The sequence below is a fragment of the Paenibacillus sp. FSL W7-1332 genome, assembly GCF_037969785.1.
Lineage (GTDB): Bacteria > Bacillota > Bacilli > Paenibacillales > Paenibacillaceae > Paenibacillus_AQ.
The window spans coordinates 3,534,750-3,551,677 of the sequence record NZ_CP150209.1; the positions used below are offsets into that span (position 1 = coordinate 3,534,750).

Annotated in this window: 16 protein-coding genes and 2 pseudogenes; 2 read left to right on the forward strand and 16 right to left on the reverse strand. The window is 41.0% G+C overall.

Translation table 11 applies throughout. The annotated features are described in order from the left end of the window. Nucleotides 1–731 precede the first annotated feature (731 nt). The 3 genes from pyrH to MKX98_RS15725 all read right to left on the reverse strand — a co-directional run bounded on the left by pyrH (nt 732) and on the right by MKX98_RS15725 (nt 2,886). Nucleotides 732–1,469: a UMP kinase gene (gene pyrH, locus MKX98_RS15715; protein WP_194542619.1), complete on the reverse strand. Its 738-nt coding sequence runs from the start codon at nt 1,467–1,469 to the stop codon at nt 732–734. Between the two features lie 438 nt (nt 1,470–1,907). Further along, the gene (locus MKX98_RS15720) at nt 1,908–2,378 is read right to left on the reverse strand and encodes an NUDIX domain-containing protein (RefSeq protein WP_194542620.1); all 471 of its coding nucleotides are present in this window, start codon (nt 2,376–2,378) and stop codon (nt 1,908–1,910) included. Nucleotides 2,379–2,676: 298 nt separating this feature from the next. Then, entirely contained in the window at nt 2,677–2,886 is a 210-nt protein-coding gene (locus MKX98_RS15725) for a hypothetical protein (protein WP_194542621.1), read from the reverse strand. A gap of 232 nt (nt 2,887–3,118) precedes the next feature. Here MKX98_RS15725 and MKX98_RS15730 point away from each other — a divergent pair, with 232 nt between their 5' ends. Then, nucleotides 3,119–4,384 carry an IS110 family transposase gene (locus MKX98_RS15730; RefSeq protein ID WP_063477462.1) on the forward strand — a complete coding sequence of 422 codons (1,266 nt, stop codon included), beginning with the start codon at nt 3,119–3,121 and terminating at the stop codon, nt 4,382–4,384. Nucleotides 4,385–4,763: 379 nt separating this feature from the next. Here MKX98_RS15730 and MKX98_RS15735 read toward each other — a convergent pair whose 3' ends face one another. The 5 genes and pseudogenes from MKX98_RS15735 to MKX98_RS15755 all read right to left on the reverse strand — a co-directional run bounded on the left by MKX98_RS15735 (nt 4,764) and on the right by MKX98_RS15755 (nt 9,263). After that, a complete protein-coding gene (locus MKX98_RS15735; protein ID WP_194542622.1) occupies nt 4,764–5,318 on the reverse strand; it encodes a YdcF family protein in 555 nt (184 codons plus the stop codon). Between the two features lie 224 nt (nt 5,319–5,542). Then, the gene (locus MKX98_RS15740; RefSeq protein ID WP_339224027.1) at nt 5,543–6,385 is read right to left on the reverse strand and encodes a S1 family peptidase; all 843 of its coding nucleotides are present in this window, start codon (nt 6,383–6,385) and stop codon (nt 5,543–5,545) included. A gap of 110 nt (nt 6,386–6,495) precedes the next feature. Next, nucleotides 6,496–7,071, reverse strand: a pseudogene (locus tag MKX98_RS15745) (hypothetical protein); the annotation flags it as partial. 269 nt (nt 7,072–7,340) lie between these two features. Next, the gene (locus MKX98_RS15750) at nt 7,341–8,102 is read right to left on the reverse strand and encodes an AAA family ATPase (RefSeq protein ID WP_194542624.1); all 762 of its coding nucleotides are present in this window, start codon (nt 8,100–8,102) and stop codon (nt 7,341–7,343) included. Between the two features lie 198 nt (nt 8,103–8,300). Continuing rightward, nucleotides 8,301–9,263, reverse strand: a complete 963-nt coding sequence (locus MKX98_RS15755) for a phosphotransferase (protein ID WP_194542625.1) — start codon at nt 9,261–9,263, stop codon at nt 8,301–8,303. A 464-nt stretch (nt 9,264–9,727) separates the two neighbouring features. On the opposite strand from MKX98_RS15755, the gene MKX98_RS15760 reads away from it, so the two are divergent. Next, entirely contained in the window at nt 9,728–10,171 is a 444-nt protein-coding gene (locus tag MKX98_RS15760; protein WP_194542626.1) for an Lrp/AsnC family transcriptional regulator, read from the forward strand. A 128-nt stretch (nt 10,172–10,299) separates the two neighbouring features. On the opposite strand, the gene MKX98_RS15765 is transcribed toward MKX98_RS15760, so the two are convergent. The 8 genes and pseudogenes from MKX98_RS15765 to MKX98_RS15800 form a co-directional block, all read right to left on the reverse strand. Next, nucleotides 10,300–11,487, reverse strand: coding sequence for an MFS transporter (locus MKX98_RS15765; RefSeq protein ID WP_194544782.1), 1,188 nt, complete (start codon nt 11,485–11,487; stop codon nt 10,300–10,302). A gap of 394 nt (nt 11,488–11,881) precedes the next feature. Next, complete coding sequence (locus MKX98_RS15770) at nt 11,882–12,079, reverse strand: DUF6366 family protein (protein ID WP_036662945.1); 198 nt, start codon at nt 12,077–12,079, stop codon at nt 11,882–11,884. A 205-nt stretch (nt 12,080–12,284) separates the two neighbouring features. Continuing rightward, nucleotides 12,285–12,650: an NIPSNAP family protein gene (locus tag MKX98_RS15775; protein ID WP_233354872.1), complete on the reverse strand. Its 366-nt coding sequence runs from the start codon at nt 12,648–12,650 to the stop codon at nt 12,285–12,287. Between the two features lie 450 nt (nt 12,651–13,100). Next, a complete protein-coding gene (locus MKX98_RS15780) occupies nt 13,101–13,982 on the reverse strand; it encodes an SDR family oxidoreductase (RefSeq protein ID WP_194542627.1) in 882 nt (293 codons plus the stop codon). 54 nt (nt 13,983–14,036) lie between these two features. Further along, complete coding sequence (locus MKX98_RS15785) at nt 14,037–14,645, reverse strand: NAD(P)-binding domain-containing protein (RefSeq protein ID WP_009594196.1); 609 nt, start codon at nt 14,643–14,645, stop codon at nt 14,037–14,039. 188 nt (nt 14,646–14,833) lie between these two features. Next, the gene (locus MKX98_RS15790) at nt 14,834–15,181 is read right to left on the reverse strand and encodes a helix-turn-helix domain-containing protein (RefSeq protein ID WP_194542628.1); all 348 of its coding nucleotides are present in this window, start codon (nt 15,179–15,181) and stop codon (nt 14,834–14,836) included. A gap of 270 nt (nt 15,182–15,451) precedes the next feature. Beyond that, a complete protein-coding gene (locus MKX98_RS15795; RefSeq protein ID WP_194542629.1) occupies nt 15,452–16,021 on the reverse strand; it encodes a hypothetical protein in 570 nt (189 codons plus the stop codon). A 519-nt stretch (nt 16,022–16,540) separates the two neighbouring features. Then, nucleotides 16,541–16,864 (reverse strand): annotated as a pseudogene (locus tag MKX98_RS15800) (acyl-CoA dehydrogenase family protein); the annotation flags it as partial. Nucleotides 16,865–16,928: the final 64 nt, after the last annotated feature.

Here is a 16,928-nt window from a genome sequence, read left to right on the forward strand (position 1 = left end):
CACCCTTGTTCCCGCATGCCCTTTCTACTGTCCCCAGCCACCGACTCCCCTGGATTCTCTTCTTTCATGTTTAGCTCAGGGTGAAATCCTGCGAATTCATGAGTTTGAGTGAGGAAATTGAATCACTTCGAGGGAGCTTAATGAAATAGCTGCAGAATTTTAATTAGATATGTATCTAATCGGTAATCGGCTCATATTCTTGTCCTTTACGGCAATCGGTACAAGTTCTTGTCCTCGACTCGGGACAAGAACTTGTGCCGATAAAACAAAAAAGCCGCTAAAGTAGCGACTTTCAATGTGACCATGTTCTTGTCCCTCGACAAATGCACTCATTCTGAATGCTGATTTTATTAAAAGTTATTGTTATTTTCTTCCGGATTTTAGGGATCCTCTTACAGTTCGTTTTTGAGCAATGGTTTCATTTCTTTTCATTAAGTACAGTCCTTTCTTTTTTGTTTTACTGTATAAACAAAAACTCGATATTTTATACACAATTCTATGTAGCGAACATGTGCAACAATTTGCTGATCATCTGAATTTGTCCAGAAATTTGCAATACAGTTCTCTGGCCCGTAAATTTCGCTCACTATTTAGCTATTCTTCCCAGTTAAACTCACCAAGAGCTCAATTCTCCGCTTTACCACTACTTGTGATACGGTTCTCCGCTCTATCTGTAACGCAAGTATTACGAAAAAGAGGGAGCGCTGTTATGCTCCCTCATATTCTTCAACTCATTCCAATTCCAAAATTGACTCACCACTAATTATTGTGCCATTAACTTTCCCCTCGCAAATTTCTTTCATTGAGCCCGGCTTGTCAAAATTAAACACATGCATTGGCAGATTGTAGTCTCTAGCTAAGATGAAAGCTGATTGATCCATTACCTTCAAGTTGTATTTTAAAACATCGTTGTAGTGAAGTGACCTGAACTTCCTTGCTTCTTTGTCGAACTTAGGGTCTGCATTGAGAACACCGTCCACCCCTTGTTTTGCTACTAACAATGCTTCACAATTAACTTCGATTGCCCTTTGAACGGAAGGGTAATCCGTAGTAACGTAGGGTTGCCCGTTTCCTCCTGCAAAAATTACTATGTAGCCCTTTTCCAGATGGTGAACTGCTCTTAGTCTGATGTATGGTTCTGCAACTGATGTAATAGGTATTGCTGTCATTACACGAACTTCTTTGTCTGTTTTGGCTTTAAGAACTCCTCGAAGCATCAAGCTATTAATAACAGTAGCAAGCGTCCCGATGTTGTCAGCTTCTTCTCTTTCTATTCCCCAGCTTTCCGCCATATTGCCGCGAAAAATATTCCCTCCACCTATAACTAATGATACCTCAACACCTAGATTTACAACTGACATAATTTCATTAGCAATATGGTCTAACGTTTCGGACTCAAAACCAAATTCCGTGTTTCCGGCCACTGCTCCACCACTTAGTTTAATAAGAACTCTTTTGTACCTTGTCAAATTAACACCTCCGCGCAAATAAAAAACACTAAAGCAACGAATGCTTTAGTGTCTTAATGGAACGTGAATATGAAATTGTAACAATCGACTTATCATAAGCCTTCCGTTTCCTCCTCATATTCCCACCCCTTCCAGTAATTTTTCATCAATTCATTCTATACTGTGTGAGGGTAAAATGCAACCGAAAGCGACAGGATTTCAACCATATATTAATTCCATGAGCACCTGATCTACGGGGCTATTTCTGTATCTTGAGGAGGTATTTATTTTGCGTATCATCGTTACGTGTCAGGATTTAAAATTGCTTCGGCACGCCAAAGCAATTCAACTAGTGCTCCTCGATCTTGTCCAAGAATACTTCAACCAACTAAGGGTCGAACTCGAAGACAAAGCTAAGGGCGAATTCCGCTTCTGCTTACATAGTTGTTCTTTTTGATTTTATGTAGTTCTAATGTGCTCGACTTTGCTAATTCTCTCTGAATAATTCGCAAGCAATAGGTCCAATAATCCATCCGGTACTAGTTTTTCCTGTTCATTATTTTCGAATCCATTAATTGATTTCCAAACTGCTTTATATGGAGTTATTCCTTCTATGCCTTCGATAACTTCTCTTTTGTATAAGTCATGATCAACAAGATCAGCTTCATAAATGAAATCTACTTCATGACCTATCTGATCCAAGTATGAAAATAGGTTTTCAATGACAAACTTTAGCTTGGGTTCTTGTATTTGGGAATCTAATTCTTCTTTTACTTCTCGAATTATCGTCTCTTTACTATTCTCTCCATACTCAACCGTACCACCAACCGGTCGATAAAAAGTCTTGTTTACTGCTTTATCATATGATTCTTCAACTAATATTTGATCGCCTCTTCGAATTAGACACAATGAAACGGTCCTAATGATCATTCAATGATTCCTTTCTATGTTTTTCTATGTATTATAGAGACTGTCGTATAACGTCTTATTCACTACTTCGTAAATAATTCCATATGAAGGGTATTCTCTAAACTTTTGAAAATATCCTGCCCGTTAGTTGAGAAGAAGCAGACGACCAAAAAGCCGGCTGCCTCTATATGTCTTCATTGAGCTATCGTTTCCCGTTAGCTTAACGGGCTACCGATCACCCCCACCACTTTCCCCACACATTATCCGTTGTTCAAATTCAATTATTTTATCTTCACAGCGTTTTGTAGCAGCATGATGATTAGTTTTCATTCTGTCTTGCTTTAGCCACTCTCGGTAATTGTTTTTCAAAAATGGATAATACATTTGAAATCAAATGTTCGCTCGGATTTTTGTTGTCTTTTAAAAGTGCATATATAAGGTTCAAGAAAGTCTTGGCATCTTTCTCTGTTAAACTTTTGATTGATTCCATGGTGCTATCACTTGGAAAATTTTCTTCCTTCGTCTCCATAACTATTCCTCCATCTTTAAATATCATTTATTCTTCCGTTACAAATCGTTGTTTCCAAGCCACCTCCCTTGATTAAAACGTTTCCAGTGGTTGAAAAGTTATTTTATGGTTTCCCGTTAGAATTCCTGTAATACGAATATTTTGGAGATTGAACAAAAACGAGCGCCTCGGTACGATGGGGTTACACACGAGGTCATTGCCTCAAAAAGCCCATCCAGGAGGTCGCTCTACTATGAAGTTTAAAGCACAAGATAAGCAAAATCAACTCATTGAAAACATTACCGCTCATCATCTGGTCGTCGGAGTAGACATTGCTCAAGATACTCATGTTGCCCGGGCCGTCAGCTTTCGCGGGATTGCTTTAGGTGCACCGCTGGAATTCGGTAACCATCTTGAGGGTTTCAAGCTATTTGGACGCTGGATCCAGGATCTACTCCAAACCTACAAGCTTAACAAAGTCATTATAGGCATGGAACCTACAGGTCATTACTGGCTGAATCTTGCGCGCTGGCTCTCTTCTCAGCGCATTGAAGCCGTTCTCGTTAATCCCCATCTCGTTAAAAAGAATAAGGAGAACCGTGACAACTCGCCATCTAAAAGTGACCGCAAAGATGCTCTTGTCATTGCAGACATGGTCAAAAACGGGTACTACTCCCCTGTTCGTTTTCATCCAGAAGCCTACGAAGAACTGCGAATTCTCATGGCTAACCGAGACACGGTTACAAAACGGCTCAACAGTGCTGTTAACCAAATTCATCGATGGGTTGATATCGTGTTCCCTGAGCTGCGCCAGGTCTTTAAAACCCTTACCTGTACCAGCTCTATTGCTACGCTCAGACTCTTTCCCTTACCGGAGGAAATTAGTAGATTAACCACAGAAGAGGTTCTTACCGGTTGGAAACAATATGTAAAGCGTCATGCTGGAGTTAAACGAGCGGAACAGCTCATTGAACTAGCAAAATGCAGCATTGGCGCCACGCAGGCACTCCAAGCCTACAAGCTTCATCTGAGTCAACTACTAGAGGAATATGACTTGGCTCAGCGCCAACTTGAACAAATTGAGCATGAACTTCATCTCATCTTGAGGCGTATCCCCTATGCACAGAAACTGCTCGATATTCAGGGTTTGAATGCAACGAGCTTGGCTGGCATTCTAGGAGAAGCTGGAGATCTGAGCGGCTATGTACATGGAAATGCTTTATTACGACATGCCGGCCTCAATTTAACTGAAGCCAGTTCCGGAAAGTGGCGTGGTAAAATGGCGCTTAGCAAACGCGGCCGCCCTCGTCTCCGACGTTTTCTCTATCTCATGACGATGTGCATGGTCATGACCAATCCGGATATTAGAGCCCTGCACCACCATAATGTCGATGTGAAAAAACTCAAGAAAATGAAATCTATAATGAAATTGTGCGGTAAAGTCGCCCGTATGCTTGTTGGTCTGGCCAAAAGCAGTGAAGCTTACGACTCGACTAAAGTGTTTCCGCAAGCAGCTTAAGCAGTTTTTCTCACCAGCTCATGCATTCGCAGGATGACAAGAAGCACGAGGTATCGGGAGATATTAAACAAAAGGGCTCGGACCCGTTCCGTTAGAAAGACCGACCTCCACCCCTTAGTTAGATGTGACGAAGGAATGAAAGGGCTAAGACCCGTTGAGACATGGGAGTGAGAATCACTAGGGCAAAGTGGAGACGTGCATGATATGGAACAAAGTGGGTATTGGACACAACACCCTTGTTCCCGCATGCCCTTTCTACTGTCCCCAGCCACCGACTCCCCTGGATTCTCTTCTTTCATGTTTAGCTCAGGGTGAAATCCTGCGAATTCATGAGTTTGAGTGAGGAAATTGAATCACTTCGAGGGAGTTGAATAAATAGCTATTCAACCCACTTCGGTATTTGTCGCCTAAAATACTTCCCAACCTTCTCTAACTCATCCATAACGAGCTTTATTTTATCGTCTTCTAGAAACCAGTTCTCTTTAGTTGTCCCTGATTTATCAATTATTGGACTAACATAAAAAATAGTCTCTCTAGGAAAATGAAATTGATAAGTTAGTAGTGCTCTTCGTGCATGATAATTTTTACAGACCAATAAAATTTTTTTAGGGTGAATCCCTTGTTGCTGTAATACTTCCAAAGAGAAGCGAGCATTCTCAAAGGTATTCGTTGCTTTATCTTCTTTAAGTATTGCTTTAGGATTAACCCCTAACGAAACACCCACATTTTGTAGATATTCCCATTCGGTTGTTTCTACATATGGGGTGGAACCTCCAGAAGGTAATATCAAGGAAGAGAGCCCTTGATGGTATAACGTTGCGGCTCTTTCCATCAACTGAGGTTGACTCGCGCCTGGGATTAAAATAACATCTGCGTGTCCGATCTCCGTTTCGAAAAACATAAAATCACTGATGCAATCAAATGGAAAAGACATTGAACCTCCTTACTGAATTGACATATGTATTCGCCGTTGTATCCCACCATCCTGCCCGTTAGCTTAATGATAATGCATGAGAACAGTTAGATACTTATCTAATCGGTAATCGGCTCATGTTCTTGTCCTTTACGGCAATCGGTACAAGTTCTTGTCCTCGACTCGGGACAAGAACTTGTACCGATAAAACAAAAAAGCCGCTATTTTAGCGACTTACAATGCGACTATGTTCTTGTCCCCCGACAAAACCATACTTTTGTTAAGACTCCGTTATCCATTATTTCCCAAAATGCACTAGCGCTTTTACCCTGCAGAGTACCACATGGGTTGGTTTCTCCTCTATTTCGTCCTGAGATACACACGACCTCACCTATAACATCATTACCTGGAACTTGCAGAGCTGTTAACCTTGTGGTTTCGTTGTAGACTTGATTACTTAGAAGATTGGTTGAACTAACACGTATCGCCGCAGCATCTACGTTATTCCCATAATGGGCTATACTACTAAAGGTACCAATATACGCATCGGACTGATATATTCCTGTACCCGGTTGTTTATACCAACAATGTGCTGCAGTCATAATATACGGGTTACCTGAAGAATCTAAGGCAGAATAACCTGTTGAACAATTTCCAGCTGTAGATGGTGCCGAATCAATAGTTAATCCCCCCTGTAAGGGTCTAATGCGATCCCTACGTAAATTATCCTCTGTCTTTGAAGTTGGGTCTGTAACTATTTTAAATAGGTTTTTATTTTGTCTAGTAATCTCACTGATTTTTTGGACTATTAAACCATCGGCATCATTAACTTCCTCTATAGTACCTATTTGAATTTCTTGATTAATAAAGTCAACATTAATATAAAGAAGGCTTGGGATTAATTCAGTTACTATTGAAAGATTGCTGCGTAGGAGATTGGCTGCATCCTCCATTTCTTTTTCAGAATACTCAGCTTCAAAAGTTTTAATTGGCAGAAAGCTATTAATGGAACTAGCCTCCAACATAGAAGTTGTATTTTCCTTGAATCCTATATTAATTGTACCTCCTGAAGCTTGGTCTATATACATTCCTAAATAGTTTTCGTCGAGGCTGTATAGGTTTCTGATTTCATCAGTCTTAACATCTTGTTCTTGTATTCTATTTATTAATTCTTGCTCTTCTTTTTGAAGGAGCTCGTATCTTTCATATAAGCCTGATCACCATGTCGGTTGAGTGTGCTATCTTGTGGGGTAATATTATATGCATTCGATACCCCTCCGAGAGAATCAGCAATGATATGTCCTTCATCTAAAACGTCACTTTCGACACCAGGAACCTTTGCCTCATCAGGGTAGTATCTGCCAGACGATAGTACAAGTTCGTTACGGTCGTCTTGTAGAATAATTTCATCAGCAATGACACGTACTAATTGCCCATCTTCATTAGTAAATGCCCAATATTCACGGTCTCCGTATCCAATGTCAACAACAACGTTAGGTTCACGATGCCCAGACAAATCACCACCATCGACTTCGATAAGCTTGTATCCTAAAAACAATTCGTTATTTGGTTGTGTTGATGTTTCCTCTCCTACTGGTTCATCAACAACCGCTTTGACAGCTGCTTTTTTTTCACTATTCTTAGTTGTTGTATCTGTGGTTATTTCTTGTGAATCTGTTTCTACATCTGTATTGGATGTATCTTCTATGTTGGTACAACCAACCATAAAGATGATCGTTAAAATTAAAATTAAATAGTTCATTTTCTTTTTCATTTTAGGACTCTCCTATAATTTCATACTGTTCATTCTAAAAACGACGACTTTAACTATATTTTCTTGTTCTATAATCTTACCATAAAAGACTAATATCCTATTGTATTACCCTGCCCCCGTTAGCGCAGCGAAGGCAGCCGATCTTAGTCGTCGGCTGCCTTCGGGTCATCATTAAGCTATAGTTATCCGTTAGCTTAATCATGACAATAGATCTCTTCGTTTAAAACGACCTCTCTTGAAATTTTGGGTTCCATAGGATAGCAGTGGATTTAATCTTGAGCTTCTGCGAATAACTCTCTGAGCATCCTATCCTTGTTATTCACAAACTCTTTCATAATCATAAAATGGTCGGTCTCTTCCAATACTTGGACCTCGATACCATTCGGCTTTAGATTGTAAATAATCGAATCTGGATATGCCATAAGGATTGGGGAATGAGTCGCAATAATAAATTGAGAGTTTTGCAAAACAAGTTCATGGATTCGTGTCAGCATCGCCATTTGGCGAAGGGGAGACAATGCAGCCTCAGGCTCATCAAGTATATATAATCCATTCTCCCCGAATCGATGAATGAAAGTGGAAAAGAACGACTCTCCGTGCGATTGCTCATGCAAGGACTTGCCACCGTACGAATCTTTAATAGGGCGACCGAATGAAGGTTGGCTGTCCAACTCATCGATCGTCGTGGCTAAATTATAATAACTTTCTGCCCGGAAGAAGAAGCCATCCCTCGGGCGTCGCGGACCTCTGATCAATTGTATATATTCATATAAGCTGGAGTGAGTAGCCTGGGTTGAGAAGGAAAAGTTGATCGTCCCACCCTCCGGGTTAAATCCCCATGCGACAGCAATGGACTCCATCAGTGTTGATTTGCCCATCCCATTTTCACCTACGATATAGGTTACCTTGGGGTGGAAATCAAGAGTATTTAGGCTTCGAATGACCGCCAAATCAAAGGGGTAACGATTATAAGCGGGTACTTGGTGCCTCTTGAGCTGAATTTGTCGTAAATAGGAATGCTGTACATTCAATATAGTTCACTCCCTTTTAAGCCTTTAATCGTTATCCTTTCCTTTGTTGGCCAACGCTGACTCATGTCTCACCCTTTAGTTTACTCCATCAATCAAATAATACCACATACCGAAACTATCCTGCCCGTAAGCGTAAGGAAACTGCAATCGATCAACTGGTCGGCTGCAGTTTTATCATTAGTGAGCTATCGTTTCCCGTTAGTTTAGCGAAGTTCCCACCACCATGTCCAAGTATTTCCTTAAGTCATCTTTGGCGTGTGAATTATTAGTCCAAGCTCCTAAATTCCAACTCATATATCTAAGTCCTAGGTAGCGAGAGGCGATTGCATACATTTGATTGAAATGATTATCTGAAAACTCCATAGTATTAGCAGCCAGTAACCCCCTATATTCCTCAATTTGTTCCGAGGTACCGCAGCGAAGAGGAATGTCTAGAAATAAAGAGCCATACCTAGCTTCTTCCCAATCAATAAAAATTACATCCGTATTGTTATGGACTAACACGTTTCCTGGATTAAGGTCGTTATGAATTAATGTTTGACTGCTCTCATCTTTTATTACGTATTGTATATCCTCGGAAATCGTATTTGCCACATCTTCTACTAAAGGTATGTATTCTCCGAAGGTTGCTCTAAACTGTTCGTTCCCCTTAGCTGCATGCCATTGGGGTTTCCACCGCTCGTATAACATCTTTTCAATATGGGAGCTGTCTACCTCAGGTAACCATGAAAGTTCTTTTTTTTGACCAAAGTTAGAGATGTGAATATGTGATAGTACACTCGGTTCACTTTTCTGAAGCAACCTAATATTTATAGTTTTATAATCCGTTTGATAATCAACATCCTGTAAACAAATAAGAGACCTTTCATCTACTTCAGAGCCATATGACAGAGAAAAAGGCACACTTGCTTTTTGTGAGTAAAGCCTTGTTAGTACCAGCCGTTCTATCCTGGTAGCATGTTTTGAAACAAGAGACAACTTTGAGGTTTCGTTAAGTATTTTTATTAGTACACTATGTCGCATTAACTCAACTGCTTGTAATCCCATATTAATCGCCTTGCTTTCAATGCTTAAAACTTCTGCTTTAGGATCTATAAATTTCTTCACAGTCTCTTGTACCAATTTTTGGACATTATTATTTATTAACGTCAAGTTACTCACCCACTCATGTAATACTTTACCGAATTATACCGCAGTTCTAAGCTTTAGTGTGAAAAAGAGTTTTAGACACTTTGTTCGACTATCCTGCCCGTTAGTTGAACAAAAGCTGCCGATCACATTGATCTGCTGCCTTCTTGTTTTTATTGACTTATCGTTTCCCGTTAGCTTAACGATACTGTTGTTCGTTTATTTCAAATTATTCCAGATTTAATCTTTCCGCGGTGCTTTCCAAACTACAAATAGAATCAATGACTGCGGTGTGCTCAGCTAATATTTGCAGCTTCAATATGTGGACTCCCCATCCCCTCTCTTAAAGGTCCCACTTGATTATTTAAAGTAAGTGCGTTTATTATATAAATAATTTCTTCTACATTACATAAGATTTTCAAAAAATCGATCTTCAATCACCGTTAATCTGAAGGAACTTTATTCAAATAACCTATACATTAAAAGGAAGCGATAATGTGGATCAGATCGATAAAAACATCCTGTTTCATATGGAAAACCAAGCCAGATTGTCCATGACCGAATTGGGAAAGTTGGTGGGACTATCACAGCCAGCCGTCACGGAACGAGTGAAGCGACTGGAAGAAAGCGGGGTGATTGAAGAGTATCGTACCGTTATAAATCCCAAAAAAATAGGAAAACAAAGTACATCCTATCTACTTTTTCGGACCAGAGAATGCAATGCTTTCCTTGATTTCTGCCGTTCTTCCCCCGAAGTTGTGGAATGTTATCGCGTAAGCGGGGAACATAACTATTTATTAAAAGTCATGACAGACTCCATCGCGGACCTAGAAGCGTTTGGAGATCAGTGTGACAAATTCGGAACCTACACTACACTTATCGCGATGTCTTCGCCTATTGCGCATAAAAACCTGATTGAAGGAACCAACCTCCTCATCTGAGTATTACGCATTTATTTAAAGACCGCCCATCTATCGGTTACATGGATGGGCGGTCTTTCGTATAAAGAATGAAGCCGTTTTAGAAGGGATTCCTAACAACTGATCTTTTCCGATATAAAAATCCGCTTTTAGCGAGATCTAGGAAATCCGTGATTTTGGGCGGTCCAAGCTATAATAAGGGTAATTAGCAACAAGAGAACCAATGAACCTGGTAGGAATCTGGCCCCGATCCAATCAAGCAGGATAGCCCCAACAATTCCTCCTGCACCGATTCCGAGATTCCACGCCGTTACTAGCATGGATTGAGCGATATCCGCACTTTGGCCACCTGCATGTGCAATGGCTGTCTGTAGTAATGTGGCTGCTCCGCCAAAGGTCATTCCCCATGCGATGACACCGAAGATGATGACGACCGGCTGATTTATCCAGATTTCCATTGCCGCTGAGGCAAGGGCAAATATCGCAATGCTTGATAAAACCAGTATTCTCATATAACGATCAATCAGCAACCCAATGATCCAAGTGCCGATTACTGAAGTCACACCGAATAATAGCAGAATCAGATCGACTCTATGGGCCAGTGCCGTGTCGGCCAGAAAAGGGGAAATGTAGGTATACAAAATATTGTGAGCTAGCACCCAGGCGAGAACCACAAACAAAATGGGCCGAATTCCAGGTATGAAAAAGATTTTATGCAATGGGAGTTGATGCTGAGCGGGCTCTCCTTCATAATCCGGCATATTCCAGAGCACCCATGCAATGAGGGCTAGCGTCAATATGGATACTGTTCCAAAGATCAGGCGCCAGCCTGCATACGTTCCGAAAAATGTTCCTATCGGAACCCCGAGCGCCAATGCCAAAGGTGTGCCTACCATAGCGACGGCCATGGCTTTTCCTTTTAACGACTCAGGCACCATGCGGCGTGCATAACCTGCAGTCATTCCCCACAACACCCCCGCTGCTACTCCTGCACAGAAACGTGCGATTAGCGTTATAGCATACACCGAAGATAAGGCAGTCACCGTGTTAAATACCAGAAAACCTATGATACATAGCAGCAAAAGCGGTTTGCGTCTCCACTCTCGTGTCGCCGTGGTCAGCGGAATGGCAGCCAGCAGGGAGCCCACTGCATATAACGTAACCAGTTGTCCGGCCAGCGCCTGCGTTACGCCAAGATCACTCGCAATCTGGGGTAGTAGCCCAGCAGGCAGACTTTCCGTAAGTATGCAGATAAATCCTGCCATAGCTAACGCCAGTAGACCTGCCCATGGAAGACTTTCTTTTTTGACATCGGTGTCATTTGTGGCAGAATACATTTCGTTCGAAATCACAAATAATGCTCCTTTATTCTGTATTTTGAGATAGCTAAAATGCTCACTTGCTATCTTTGATAAGCTTACAGAAATAAGCTCTCATTGTGCATACAGGATTAAAGGTAGTGGAACTTTATCACAAAGAAAATCCATTTATTTCGGAATGTTTACTTTTAATTTTAATGGTCATCTTATTCTAGCCACTATGACTGCACTAACCTGCCCGTTAGCTTAATGAATTGCATGGAAACCTAGTTAGATATTATCTAATCGGTAATCGGCTCATGTTCTTGTCCATTACGGCAATCGGTACAAGTTCTTGTCCTCGACTCAGGACAAGAACTTGTACCGATATCTTGTATCTCGACAATTTTGGCTTTCTCAAATATTAAAACCATTAATAAAAATATTGAACAACTATAAGACCGACAATAATAACAATAGTTAATACTAAAGTGCCTTTCCAACCTAAATCGACTATACTATACCGAGCCCTACTATTTCCGTGATTCATATGACCAAATGGATTATTTTCCAATTCTTCTTGTCTTAGTCTTTCTCTTGTTCTTTCAGGAGTTTCATAATCTTTGCTCATTGTTTACCTACCCCTAGGTTAATAATTTTAATTAGATATCCAATACCAATTTATTGATGCAGTAGTATAATAATAACATTTTTATGTATTCCACAACCTTCTTGCACTACCCTGCCTGTTAGTTGAACAAAAGCAGCCGATTACGTTGATTGGCTGCATTCTTGTTTTTATTGAGCTATCTGTATCCCGTTAGTTGAATTGTTTTTTATGAAAAATTGGATAGTATCGTTTTATTCCTAGGTACTGTACTCAATAAAAAGTCTTCTTTAGGTGCTTCTTTTAAGAGATTTTCTCCACGTATTCTTAGTTCCTCGTGTTGATTCCGTACGCGTTTAACATGCTCTTCATCACCTTTAACCTGGTTTTCTATATTTTGATATTCCTCAAGGCTCTTATATTCCCAAATCGCAAAGACTTCAATAGCACCTTCGATTTCTTCCGTCATCCACCGACCAACTAAACTTGCCCCATATTTGAGTTGTGTAGGTAAAAGAAATTCATTAAATAAATGATTAAATTCATCTATTCTTTTTGAATCTATTTTGTATGACTTCCTTCGATATATACTCAATTCTTTATCTTCTCCTCTGCTCGAAATGTCACTAAGTATTTATTCTTTAATGAACTTTATATCCCTGTTAAAACAATCCTGGAACTTCAACATTATTAAGCTAAACTGCCCGTTAGCTTAGTGAAATTGCATGGAAACATAGTTAGATACTTGTCTAATCGGTAATCGGCTCATGTTCTTGTCCTTTACGGCAATCGGTACAAGTTCTTGTCCTTGGCTCGGGACAAGAACTTGTACCGATATAACAAAAAAGCCGCTAAAATAGCGACTTTCCATGGGACAATGTTTCTGTCCTCCGACACTTCTTTATGGGTTGTGTCACATAAACGGCCGGTCAATCCGGACGTTTATTGCGGGAAACGTTAGCTCAATAAAATAGCGACAGTCAATTTTCTCGTCCTTGGCTGTCGCTGTTTCTTTTTCAAATTTAGTCTAAAACATACCCTGCTTTCAATCTTCAACTTTAGAAAACTGATGTTTAAAGAATTCCTTATATGTCATTGGTTTTCGGCCAATTAGACTTTCAAGATCCCCGGATGTCTCCGAAAATTCTCCAGTGTTGACTCCTCGCACCCAGCCTAATAAAAAATCAGTCATGAAAACAGGCAAGCCATTTGCTACCATAGAGTCTATATATTCTTTTTCGCTAACTGACTCATAAGGGATATTCATCTCACTAATCTCCGAGAGGGCTTCAGCGATGTCTGCAAAAGAGCTCCCCTCGCTGCCACTTAGAGTGTATGTCTTATTTTCGTACCCGTGTTGAGTGAGAACGGCTACGTTAGCTGCCGCCAAGTCATCCAGAGATGCAGCGGCAACTTTGCCGGAACCCTCTGGTACTCGCACGCCGGCTTTAAGCGCATCTCCGAAATACATATGCAAGGTTTCAAGGTACGGTGGATTCCGCAGAATGGTATAGTCTAATCCGGATGCTCTAAGCGTTTGTTCAGCAAATAAGTCTGACATCGTTACTTCGGGCAAAATAAGATTTGAATTTTCTTTTCGAATGATCGACGTGTAGATCACTTGTTTAACACCAGCCTCCTTTGCAGCTGCGATGACATTGAAATGTTGCGTATTACGGTCGGTAAATGCTTGCGCGGAGATAAGCATGACTTTGTCAACACCATTAAAAGCTCGCAGAAGGGAGTTATAATCGAAATAGTCGCCCTGATGGGCCTCCACACCTTCTTTAACAAACCTTTCGATTTTTTCAGATTGCGGATCACGTACCAATACAGCGGCCTGATTTGCCGGAACCTTTTTAAGAAGAAGGTTTAGCGTCCTGCTGCCAAGATTACCCGTTGCTCCAGTAATAAGTATTTTACCCATATTAGTAACCCCTTTGAACTTTTATTGATAAACCAGTTGCAGTATAGGATAACGTTATCGTACAGTGTATTGATCCAGCAGATTTAAATTCAATCCGGCGAGAGGTCCTCCTATTTGCTGCAGCAGACCGCCCTGGCTCAAGGATCCAAGATCAATACAGGCAAAGCCAATCTTCTCCCAAATTTCTTTCAAGACTTGTTTTACCTGGATGTCGTCACCGGACATGAACAGGACAGTCTTCGGCTTCTCTTCCGTGTAATCCTTAATCCATTCCATCGGAACACTGTTAAAAGCTTTAATTACATGAGCACCCGGAGCATATTGGGCTACGATTTCACTTGAATTCTTTCCTGACCATTCGCCAAGTAGAGGTTCCGTATTTTCAAAACGGTTGGTAGCATCAATAAGAACACGGCCTGTCCAGTCAGGAACCATTGACAAAGCAGCAGGCATTTGCGCCCACGTCACGCATAATATTACAAAGTCCTGCTCAGCTGCTTCTGACGGTGTTCCGGATTTTGCGCCAGCACCAAGCGAGCTTACCAGATCTGAGAGCGTTTCGGGACCACGACTATTACTGAGAATAACTTCATGACCGTGAAGCAATAGATGTTTCGCCAGCGTTTGAGCAACTGTTCCAGCACCAATAAAGCCAAATTTCATAACGCACCTCCAAAAACTTATCGATCTACATACGACTCCTTTTATTAATTCTTTGATTTTCTTCATGGCCATAAGTCTTATTATGATCCATCCATAACTTTTAAAATAGTACGTACTTTTATGTTATATAGTAACTAAAAAGTGATAATTGTGATGAAGTGCAGAATAAATGGATCAATGAAATTACTCTATTCTACATTTAATCTCCGATATTCATCCTTACTCAAGTTCTTCTCTGCATAATTTTGGCCCCAATCACAAAGAGCTCGCAAAGTGGGTTCAAGTGACATACCCATTTCTGATATTGAATATTCCACTTTTGGTGGTACCTGATTGTACATTTTTCTTATAATCAAATTAGCACTCTCCAACTCCCGCAACGACTGGACTAACATTTTCTGAGATATTGTGGGTATGAGCCTTCTCAATTCACCGGTCCGTTTAGGACCTTTTATTAAATAATACAGAATAAGAGGCTTCCACTTCCCGCCAATGACATTTAAAGTGATTTCCAGATCACAATAAAAAGTTTTCAATTTAAAAAACACTACCCTTCATTAAATTTCCATTATTATAATACATGATAACCCTATTACTTGTTGATCTAACGGGAAATGATAGTTGAACATAAAGGGTTTCACATATTAGTCATGACTAATATGTGAAACCCTTTAATATATCTATCTTTCTTAAATTTAGGTCTTGATAACCTAGTAAAATTAAGTATTAGACTGACGCTGCCTCACTAAGGATACAGGTAGGATAGCGCATAAGCCACTGGTATGTTCAGTACCTTACTCTAGATGCTAATTGCTCTTGGGCTTTTTCGATGGGCAACATTTAATAAAATAGGTCGGGCTCATCTGAGCCTGGCAGCCGGTACATACATAGACTGTTTCACCGTTATGTGTAAGCTTCCGAATTGGCTGGGTAGAGAAGAGGTTGGGCTCATCAATAAACTCTAGGAAGAATTGTTTTTGTAACTGCTTCCGGGTCTCCCATTCAATTTCTTGCCCAGGTAAGTAATTGTGCACGTCTCGAAGCCAAATCTCAAATCGGTGCATGATCTCGGTATAAGGACCTTCTCCATTCTTGATGCTTCCTTTTGTAGGATATGCAATGCCAAGCGAATCTGACCACTTCAGATTACCGTTTCTTCTGGCATAAAGACGACTACTCTTCTGACTCTTTCTTTGTATATCTTGACACAGGTTGCAAAGCTGCAACGAGCCATTCCGTTCAGCAAGCGCAATATCTTGGGGAAGTCTCGCGTAAGATTTCTTGCAGGCGGTACAATCCAATATATGTACGATCGGTGGGTCAGACTCTCTACGCTGTGAAGTGTTAATGAGATGAGCGGCTGCTCGAAGGTCCATCGTAACTCCTCCTAATGTGTACTGTCTACATGACACATTTTACACACCGGGGATTAAATGTGTCATGTCGATTGTACACAAAACTGCCGCGACTCAGATTTAGTCTATTTAATCTCTTCTTCAACCTCCACTTGCTAATAGTTGAAAGTCCTACAAATGATATTTTCTTTATATGGTCATTTGCTTTTCGTTAGTCTTCTCCGTTTACCTGGCGATTCTCTATTGTTTTATAGTAACTTGAATACGTTCGATCGCTATTCGATGATTTGAAACTCCGTAAACAATCATCTGCAGCCTGCGCTTTGCTTTTGATCAATAGCTTTAGACAGATACCAGTCACGAGCTCTCTCGTAGGGTAGTATGTGCGCTTATTCTAAATGATTTGATTTTTGGGGTTCAAGGTGTAGGATTTCTTTTGATAAGTAACGGTAATCTTGCCGGTCTTGCATCTTCGGTTCCGCCCAACAAGGCCATCAACTCTATCGACTCGCACAGGTTTTCAAACAAAGCCTCGGGTCAAGCCCGGGTCAGACGCTGCTTAAGCAAGAGGCTGATACTCCAGCCGACAGCTAGTGCGGTGGAGCTGTCTCCGCGCGCCAGCCGTTCCTGGGCCAGCACCATTTCATAGACGGAGGCTTCCTCTCCGCCAAATCGCTTGGGAACGGTTAGTTTTAAATAGCCTGACGCCTTGAGATCTTCAAAGTTCTCGTACGGAAACGATCCTTCCGAATCATGCTTGGGAGCTCTCTCCGCGAATATGGCGGCCAGCCGGTCTGCCCTCTCCGCAATGTTCACCTCGTGTTCATTTCGTATGAATGGATCTGCGACATAAGATCGGTTCAAGCTCGCCCCCTACTTTTCAATACCGTGTATTTTGGTAGTAATATAGAAATTGTTAGCAATCCGG